12 protein-coding genes are annotated in these 6043 nt (G+C 69.7%); 6 read left to right on the top strand and 6 right to left on the bottom strand.

Annotated elements, in window-relative coordinates:
- The 5 genes from WFP39_RS15090 to WFP39_RS15070 form a co-directional block, all read left to right on the top strand.
- On the top strand, positions 1-264 hold a 264-nt coding region (locus WFP39_RS15090), incomplete at its 5' end, for a head decoration protein (protein ID WP_336920656.1).
- A gap of 95 nt (positions 265-359) precedes the next feature.
- Positions 360-1382, top strand: a complete 1023-nt coding sequence (locus WFP39_RS15085) for a major capsid protein (protein WP_336920655.1) — start codon at positions 360-362, stop codon at positions 1380-1382.
- 2 nt (positions 1383-1384) lie between these two features.
- Complete coding sequence (locus WFP39_RS15080) at positions 1385-1699, top strand: head-tail joining protein (RefSeq protein ID WP_188236038.1); 315 nt, start codon at positions 1385-1387, stop codon at positions 1697-1699.
- A complete protein-coding gene (locus WFP39_RS15075; RefSeq protein WP_188236037.1) occupies positions 1696-2337 on the top strand; it encodes a DUF6441 family protein in 642 nt (213 codons plus the stop codon). Before WFP39_RS15080 ends, WFP39_RS15075 begins: the two co-directional genes overlap by 4 nt.
- A gap of 19 nt (positions 2338-2356) precedes the next feature.
- Positions 2357-2788, top strand: a complete 432-nt coding sequence (locus WFP39_RS15070) for a hypothetical protein (RefSeq protein WP_027443815.1) — start codon at positions 2357-2359, stop codon at positions 2786-2788.
- A 149-nt stretch (positions 2789-2937) separates the two neighbouring features.
- Here the strand turns inward: WFP39_RS15070 and WFP39_RS15065 are convergent, their stop codons facing one another.
- The 6 genes from WFP39_RS15065 to WFP39_RS15040 form a co-directional block, all read right to left on the bottom strand.
- The gene (locus tag WFP39_RS15065) at positions 2938-3240 is read right to left on the bottom strand and encodes a HigA family addiction module antitoxin (RefSeq protein WP_027443816.1); all 303 of its coding nucleotides are present in this window, start codon (positions 3238-3240) and stop codon (positions 2938-2940) included.
- Positions 3240-3524: a type II toxin-antitoxin system RelE/ParE family toxin gene (locus tag WFP39_RS15060; protein WP_027443817.1), complete on the bottom strand. Its 285-nt coding sequence runs from the start codon at positions 3522-3524 to the stop codon at positions 3240-3242. Before WFP39_RS15060 ends, WFP39_RS15065 begins: the two co-directional genes overlap by 1 nt.
- A gap of 120 nt (positions 3525-3644) precedes the next feature.
- Positions 3645-3839: a hypothetical protein gene (locus WFP39_RS15055; protein WP_027443818.1), complete on the bottom strand. Its 195-nt coding sequence runs from the start codon at positions 3837-3839 to the stop codon at positions 3645-3647.
- Between the two features lie 3 nt (positions 3840-3842).
- Positions 3843-4550 (bottom strand): DUF3489 domain-containing protein, encoded by a 708-nt coding sequence (locus tag WFP39_RS15050; RefSeq protein ID WP_188236036.1) that lies wholly within the window; start codon positions 4548-4550, stop codon positions 3843-3845.
- 23 nt (positions 4551-4573) lie between these two features.
- Positions 4574-4789 (bottom strand): hypothetical protein, encoded by a 216-nt coding sequence (locus WFP39_RS15045; protein WP_027443820.1) that lies wholly within the window; start codon positions 4787-4789, stop codon positions 4574-4576.
- A gap of 19 nt (positions 4790-4808) precedes the next feature.
- Positions 4809-5072, bottom strand: coding sequence for a hypothetical protein (locus WFP39_RS15040; protein ID WP_036857850.1), 264 nt, complete (start codon positions 5070-5072; stop codon positions 4809-4811).
- Positions 5073-5242: 170 nt separating this feature from the next.
- On the opposite strand from WFP39_RS15040, the gene WFP39_RS15035 reads away from it, so the two are divergent.
- Positions 5243-6043, top strand: an 801-nt coding sequence (locus WFP39_RS15035; RefSeq protein ID WP_036857859.1) for a phage tail tube protein, incomplete at its 3' end; no start/stop codon positions are given.

Genomic DNA, 6043 nt, shown 5'->3' with positions numbered 1-6043 from the left:
CGGATCACCGCTTCGGGCAAGTACCGGCTCTCGCCGGCGGCCCAGGTTGTCGGTGACGAGGGCGCGGAAGTCGCAAGCGCCGTTCTGACCGAGGCGGTCGACGCCACGGCCGGTGACAGGACCGGCCTCGTCATCGCCCGCGGGCCCGCGATCGTGTCCAGGGCGGCGCTCGTCTTCGACGCCTCCGTCGATGACGCGGCCAAGGCGGCAGCCAAACACGCCGAGCTCAGCGCTGCCGGCATCGTGCCGCGCGACACCGCCTGATCTTCACGTTTCCCCTCTGACTCTCTGACCGGCTCCGAGGCGTCCGCCTTCGGGGCCTTTTTCATGCCCGTTCAATCCCAAGGAGACCCGACCCCATGGTCGCCATGATCAACCCGTTCGACGCGGGCGGCTACTCGCTCGCCGAGATGACCCAGGCCATCAACATCCTGCCCAATGTCTACACGCGGCTTGGGACAATGGGCCTGTTCCGCTTCGAGGGCGTCACCCAGCGCTCCGTCGTCATCGAGCAGGCCGAAGGCGTGCTCAACCTCCTGCCCACCGTGCCGCTGGGCGGTCCCGCCACCGTCGCCAATCGCGACACGCGCTCCATGCGCTCCTTCACGGTGCCCTGGATCCCGCACGACGACGTGATCACGCCCCAGGACATCCAGGGCGTGCGCGGCTTCGGCGTGGCTGACGCCGCCGATCCGCTCGCCACCCTCATGGAGCGCAAGCTCACCCGCATGCGGGTCAAGCACGCCCAGACGCGCGAGTACATGGAGGTCAACGCGCTGCGCGGCATCGTCAGGGATGGCGCCGGCACCACGCTCTACAACTACTTCACCGAGTTCGGGCTGGCGCAGCAGGAGACGGACTTCCTGCTCGGCACCGCCGGCACCCAGGTCCAGGGCAAGGTGCGCGACGTGCTCAGGAAGATCGAGACCGAGCTCAAGGGCGAGACCATGACCGGTGTGCTCGCGCTCGTCAGTCCTGAGTTCTTCGACAGGCTGATCGGTCACGCCAAGGTCGAGGAGGCCTACAAGTACTATTCCTCGACCGGGGCGCAGCCGCTGCGCGAGGACACGCGCCGGCGCTTCCCCTTCGCCGGGATCGTGTTCGAGGAGTACAATGCCACCGTCACCCTCTCGACCGGCGCAACGGAAACGCTGATCCCCTCCGGCGAGGGCATCGCCTTCCCGCTTGGCACGCTCGACACCTTCGTCACCTACGGTGCGCCTGCCAACCTGATCGAGACGGTCAACACGGTCGGCCTGCCGATCTACGCGCGGCAGATCGCCCGGCCCGATGGCAGCGCGATCGAGGTCAAGACCGAGGCGTCGATCCTGCCTGTCAACAAGCGCCCGCGGCTCGCGGTGCGCATCTTCTCGAGCAACTGAGCATGAGCCCCTTCGCGGAGGCCATCGACGATCTCTTCGCCGATCCCAACCTTGCGCGCGATGGCCTCTGGCGGGCGGGCGGCAGCGGTGCGCCTGTGCCGGTGCGGGTGGTGCTGCGCCGTCCCGACCGGGTGGTTGGCTGGGGCGAGACCCGCCTGCACGCGCCGACCGCGCTTGCCGATCTGCGCATGGCCGAGGTGCCGCTGCTTTCTGCCGGAGACACGATCGAAGTCGCAGGCGAGACGTGGATCGTGCAGGGCGAACCGCTCGGCGATGCCGAGCGCCTCGTCTGGACGGCGGAGCTGCGCGGGCCATGAGGCTTGAGCTTACCACCATCGGCGATCTCAGGCAGATCATGGCCGAGGAGGTGGCCGCGGCTGAGCAGGCGGTGAGCGGCGCCGTCGCCGAGGCGACCGGCGGGCTCAAGGACGAGCTGCGCGCGCAGGTGACAGGCGCGGGGCTGGGAACGCGGCTGGCGCGCACCTGGCGCGGACAGGTCTGGCCCAAGGGCGAGGCGAGCCTCGGGGCGGCGGGGCTGGTGTGGTCGAAGGCGCCGCTGATCATCCGCGGCCATGCCGAGGGCGCGCTGATCCGCGCGCGGCATGCCACCTTCCTTGCCATTCCGACCGAGGCGGCCAGGGCGATGCGTGCCGGCGGGCGGCGGCTGACCCCGCGGCTGTGGGAGCAGCGCATGGGCCAGCCCCTGCGCTTCGTGCCGGGACGAGCGGGCCGGCCGGCGCTGCTGGTCGGCGAGAACCTGCGCGCGCGCAGCGGCCGGCGCGGCGGCTATGCCCGCGCGAGTACTACGGCGATGCGCACCGGTCACGGACTGGTGAGCGTGGTGCTGTTCGTGCTGGTGCCGCAGGTGCGCCTCAGCAAACGGCTCGATGTGGGCGGCGCGGCCGAGCGCTGGATCGCCCGGCTCGAGGACCGCATCGTGCGGCGCTGGAACTGACGACGATCGGGAAGATGCCATGTCGAAGCGGGAGGCCATCCTTGCCGCGCTCGCCGCGCAGCTCGGCGCTCGGCTGTCAGCGCCGGTGCGGCGCAATGCCGCACTACCGGAGAAGGTGCCGGCAGAGGGGCTCGTCATCCTGCGCGACGGCGAGCCCGGCGAGCCCGAGGTGACGCTGAACCCGCGGCGCGAATGGTACCGCCACCGCATCGAGCTCGAGGCCTATATGTCCCAGCCTGCCGGTGGCGGCGGCGAGGCGGGGCTCGATGCCCTGCTTGGCGCGATCGGCGCCGCGCTCACGGCAGACGAGACGCTCGGCGGGCTGGCCGAGACGCTCGTCCCCTCCGCCCCGGAGATCGGCGTGCTGGCCATCGAGGGCGCCGCACCGCTGCTCAGCGCGAGGATCGTGCTGACCGCCGAATATCTGGTCAGCGATCCGCTCGGCGGCTGAGCGGCAGACGGTCAGGCAATTGGGCAGAATGGGCGCGTCATGAGGCCCGAAAAGCAGGGGCCTCCCGAAGAGGCCCCGCGCCCAGCGGTCGAAACCACCGGAGGTGCGGCGGCGTCATAAGGCAATGTCCCGGCAACGTCCATGAGCGATCAGGCCGCGGGGCGCAGGTCCTCGACCACGATCTCGTCGGCCCGTGCGCGGGCACGCGCCATGTCGTGAGCCGTCTGCATGCGCATGAGCGTCTCGGCCCGGATACCGAAGGCCTTCTCGAAGCGGATCGCCATCTCGGCCGACAGCGCGGCCCGCCCGTTGAGCAGGCTGCTCAGCGCCTGGCGCGAGACATGGAAGCTGCGCGCCAGCCGATTGATGCTCACCCCGTAAGGCGTGAGCACCTCGTGCCGCAGCCATTCGCCGGGATGAACCGCCAAGGAGGGATGCATGGAAAGCGCCATCAGTGGTAATCCTCCAGATCGACTTCGGCGATGGTGTAGGCATCGCGCTTCACAAAGGTCAGCCGCCAGTTGCGGGTCACGCTCATGGCCCAGCGTCCGGCCTTGTCGCCGCTGAGCGGATGCAACCCGAAATTGGGCGGAAGCGCCAGTTCTTCGAAGCTTGCCGCAGCATCGATGAAGGCGAGCATCCGCCGGATCCGCGCGACATCGCCGACAAGGCCCTTGGGATCGCCCGTCTCGAAAAAACGGCGAAGGCCCTTGTGGACGATGCTTTCGATCTCCATGACCCACCCTGTCAAGCCTTGCTTGACATGTCAAGTCAGGCTTGTCGAGTCAGCCCGTCGGAGTCCACCTGCTTCAGCCGCACGATCCCGAGCAGCGTCTCCCTGAGCGTCTCGCTCGCCCTAGCGGCTGGCGCTGGCGGTGGGACCGACGCGCAGGGCCCCGGCGTGGCCGACGTGGTAGTGCCAGCCCTGCGGCGCCTTGGGATGGCTGCAGGTGGGCACGGTGGTGCGCTGCGTGGCCGCTTCGGGCACACGGCGCTCGCCCGCGGCGAGGAGAGCGGCGAGCAGACGGTCGTGCAGCTTGGCCTTGGCCATGGCTCAGCCTGCCGCTGCCAGACGATAGACCCGGCCCCGGCCCTCCTCCTTCTGCGAGGAGACGGCAAGGCCGAGGCGGCGGGGGAGCGCATGGGAGAGCGCGGCGCGCACGGTGTGGGGCTGCCAGCCCAGCGCGGCGCTGATCTCGGCCACGCTGGCGCCTTCGGGCGCCTCGAGCATGGCGATGAGCGCGGCCTGCTTGGTGCCTTGGCGAACGCGGCGCGGCGGCGCAGCGGCAGGCGGGGCGTTGACCGTTGCGGTCTCCGGTTCGGGATCGCACACATGGCAGCGGGTGGTGTGCTCCAGCTCGGTGCCGGCCTGATGCCGGTGGCGGCCCGCACCATCGCAGTGCGGACAGCCAGTCGCCGTTGGCGCTGCGGCATCGGGCGCGGCGCTGGTCTCCTGCGGGCCATCCGGTTCCGGTTCCGGCGCGATCCCGATCGCGGCAAGGCCTGCGTGGGTGATGTGGAGCAGGGTGGCGCGGCCGTCCTCGTCGTTGCGCCAGAAGGCGTTGCACGCAGGATCCGCCTTGGCCCAGCTCTTGGTGACGGTCTCGGCGATCAGCCCGCGACGCTTGAGCGCTTCCACCACCCGCGCGGCGTTGCGCGCGCGCAGGCCGCCGGAAAGGCTGGCGGGGAGCGGCAGGAGATTGCCATCCTCGCGCTGCGCGGCTGCGGCGAGCACCACGAGCTGCGTGTCGGAGAGTTTCATGATGCTGTTCCTTCCCTGTCCTGTCAGATGAACCCGACCCAGCCATTCCATGCCCGGCCATGGGTGATGACGTCCCCGGTCTGGCTGTCGGTCACCCGACCGTGGATGGTGCGGCGCGACGAGGCGGACGCTGCTTCGAGCGCCTCATGCAGCGCACGTCGCGCGTCGATATGGTCGCTGAAAGCCGCAAGCTCGCGGCTGCGGCGACGGCTTTCGATTGTGACCACATAGCGGGGCATGGCTTGGTCTCCCTGCCTCTCAGCCTTCGATCCCGAGGAAGCGGGCGACCTCGCGCAGCTGGTTGCGGGCGTGGGCGATGCTGCCGACATGGGCCCAGTTCACGCTCTCGGGCGCGGCATGGAAGTGCTCGTCGCTCAGCGCCCGCAGCTGGCCCAGCAGCGTGTCGATCTCGGCCTTGACGGCGATGAAGGCGGAAAGGGCCTGTTGCTGATTGCGGCGGGCCCCGTCGGCGCACCCCCCGTCGGCGCGGGCCTCATGGCGGGCGGTGGTGGTCTGGCTCATGGCTTGGTCTCCCTTGCGATGCACGTCCGCAACTCGCGGCGTGTCATCCTGTTCGCTCTGTCCGCGCTGCTTATCAACTCACCAAGCACATGATTTGGAACAATAATCCTGTCCCGCGCGCGCATGGCCCGCGCGGCATTCCCGTCCCCCAGTCCTGCCGGAGATGACCCATGCCCAAACTGCGTGCCTATGGCGCGGACGCGACGCTGAAGATCGCCCGCGAGACCAGCTATGGCGTGATGCCATCGAGCGGCTGGCGCAGCCTCGACTTCCGCTCGACCGACCTGTCCGCGATGCAGCCGCTCGGCGAGGATCCGCTGCTCGGGCGCGGGCGCAATGCGCAGGATCCCTGGCGCGGCCTCGTCACCGACGAGGGGCAGATCGATGTGCCGATCGACCTGCGCGGCACCGGCTTCTGGCTGACCGCGCTGTTCGGCCTGCCCGTCACCAGCAATGTGGCCGCGCGCGGATCGATCACCTTCGCCGCCAACCCTGCCGCGGGGCAGACGATCACGCTCAACGGGGTGGTGTGGACCTTCGTCACCGGCACGCCGGGGGCGCTGCAGACCCAGATCCAGGCGACCGTGACCCAGACCATCGACCAGCTGGTCACCAATCTCAACGCCTCGGCCAATCCCGAGATCAGCAAGTGCACCTACAGCCGTCCGGCCAGCACCCAGCGGCTCGAGATCGTCTTCGATACGGCCGGGCCTTCTGGCAATGCCTTCACCATCGCCGCCTCGCATGCTTCGCCCTCGGGTCCGCGGCTCACCGGTGGCGGGCATGAGCACCTCTGGCAGAGCGGGGCCGACGAGATCCCGAGCCACACGATCGAGATCGGCCATCCCAAGCTCACCACCCCGGTGTTCTTCCGCCATCTCGGCACCATGGCCGAAAGCATCGAGTTCGAGCTCGGCCAGGACGGCCCGGCCAATGCCCGCCTGCAGCTGGTGGCGCAGGGCGAGGAGCGC

Source organism: Alteraurantiacibacter lauratis (assembly GCF_037154155.1).
GTDB classification, from domain to species: domain Bacteria; phylum Pseudomonadota; class Alphaproteobacteria; order Sphingomonadales; family Sphingomonadaceae; genus Alteraurantiacibacter; species Alteraurantiacibacter lauratis.
The sequence above is the reverse complement of the archived record's forward strand: the minus strand, read 5'-3'. Positions and strand labels throughout refer to the sequence as shown.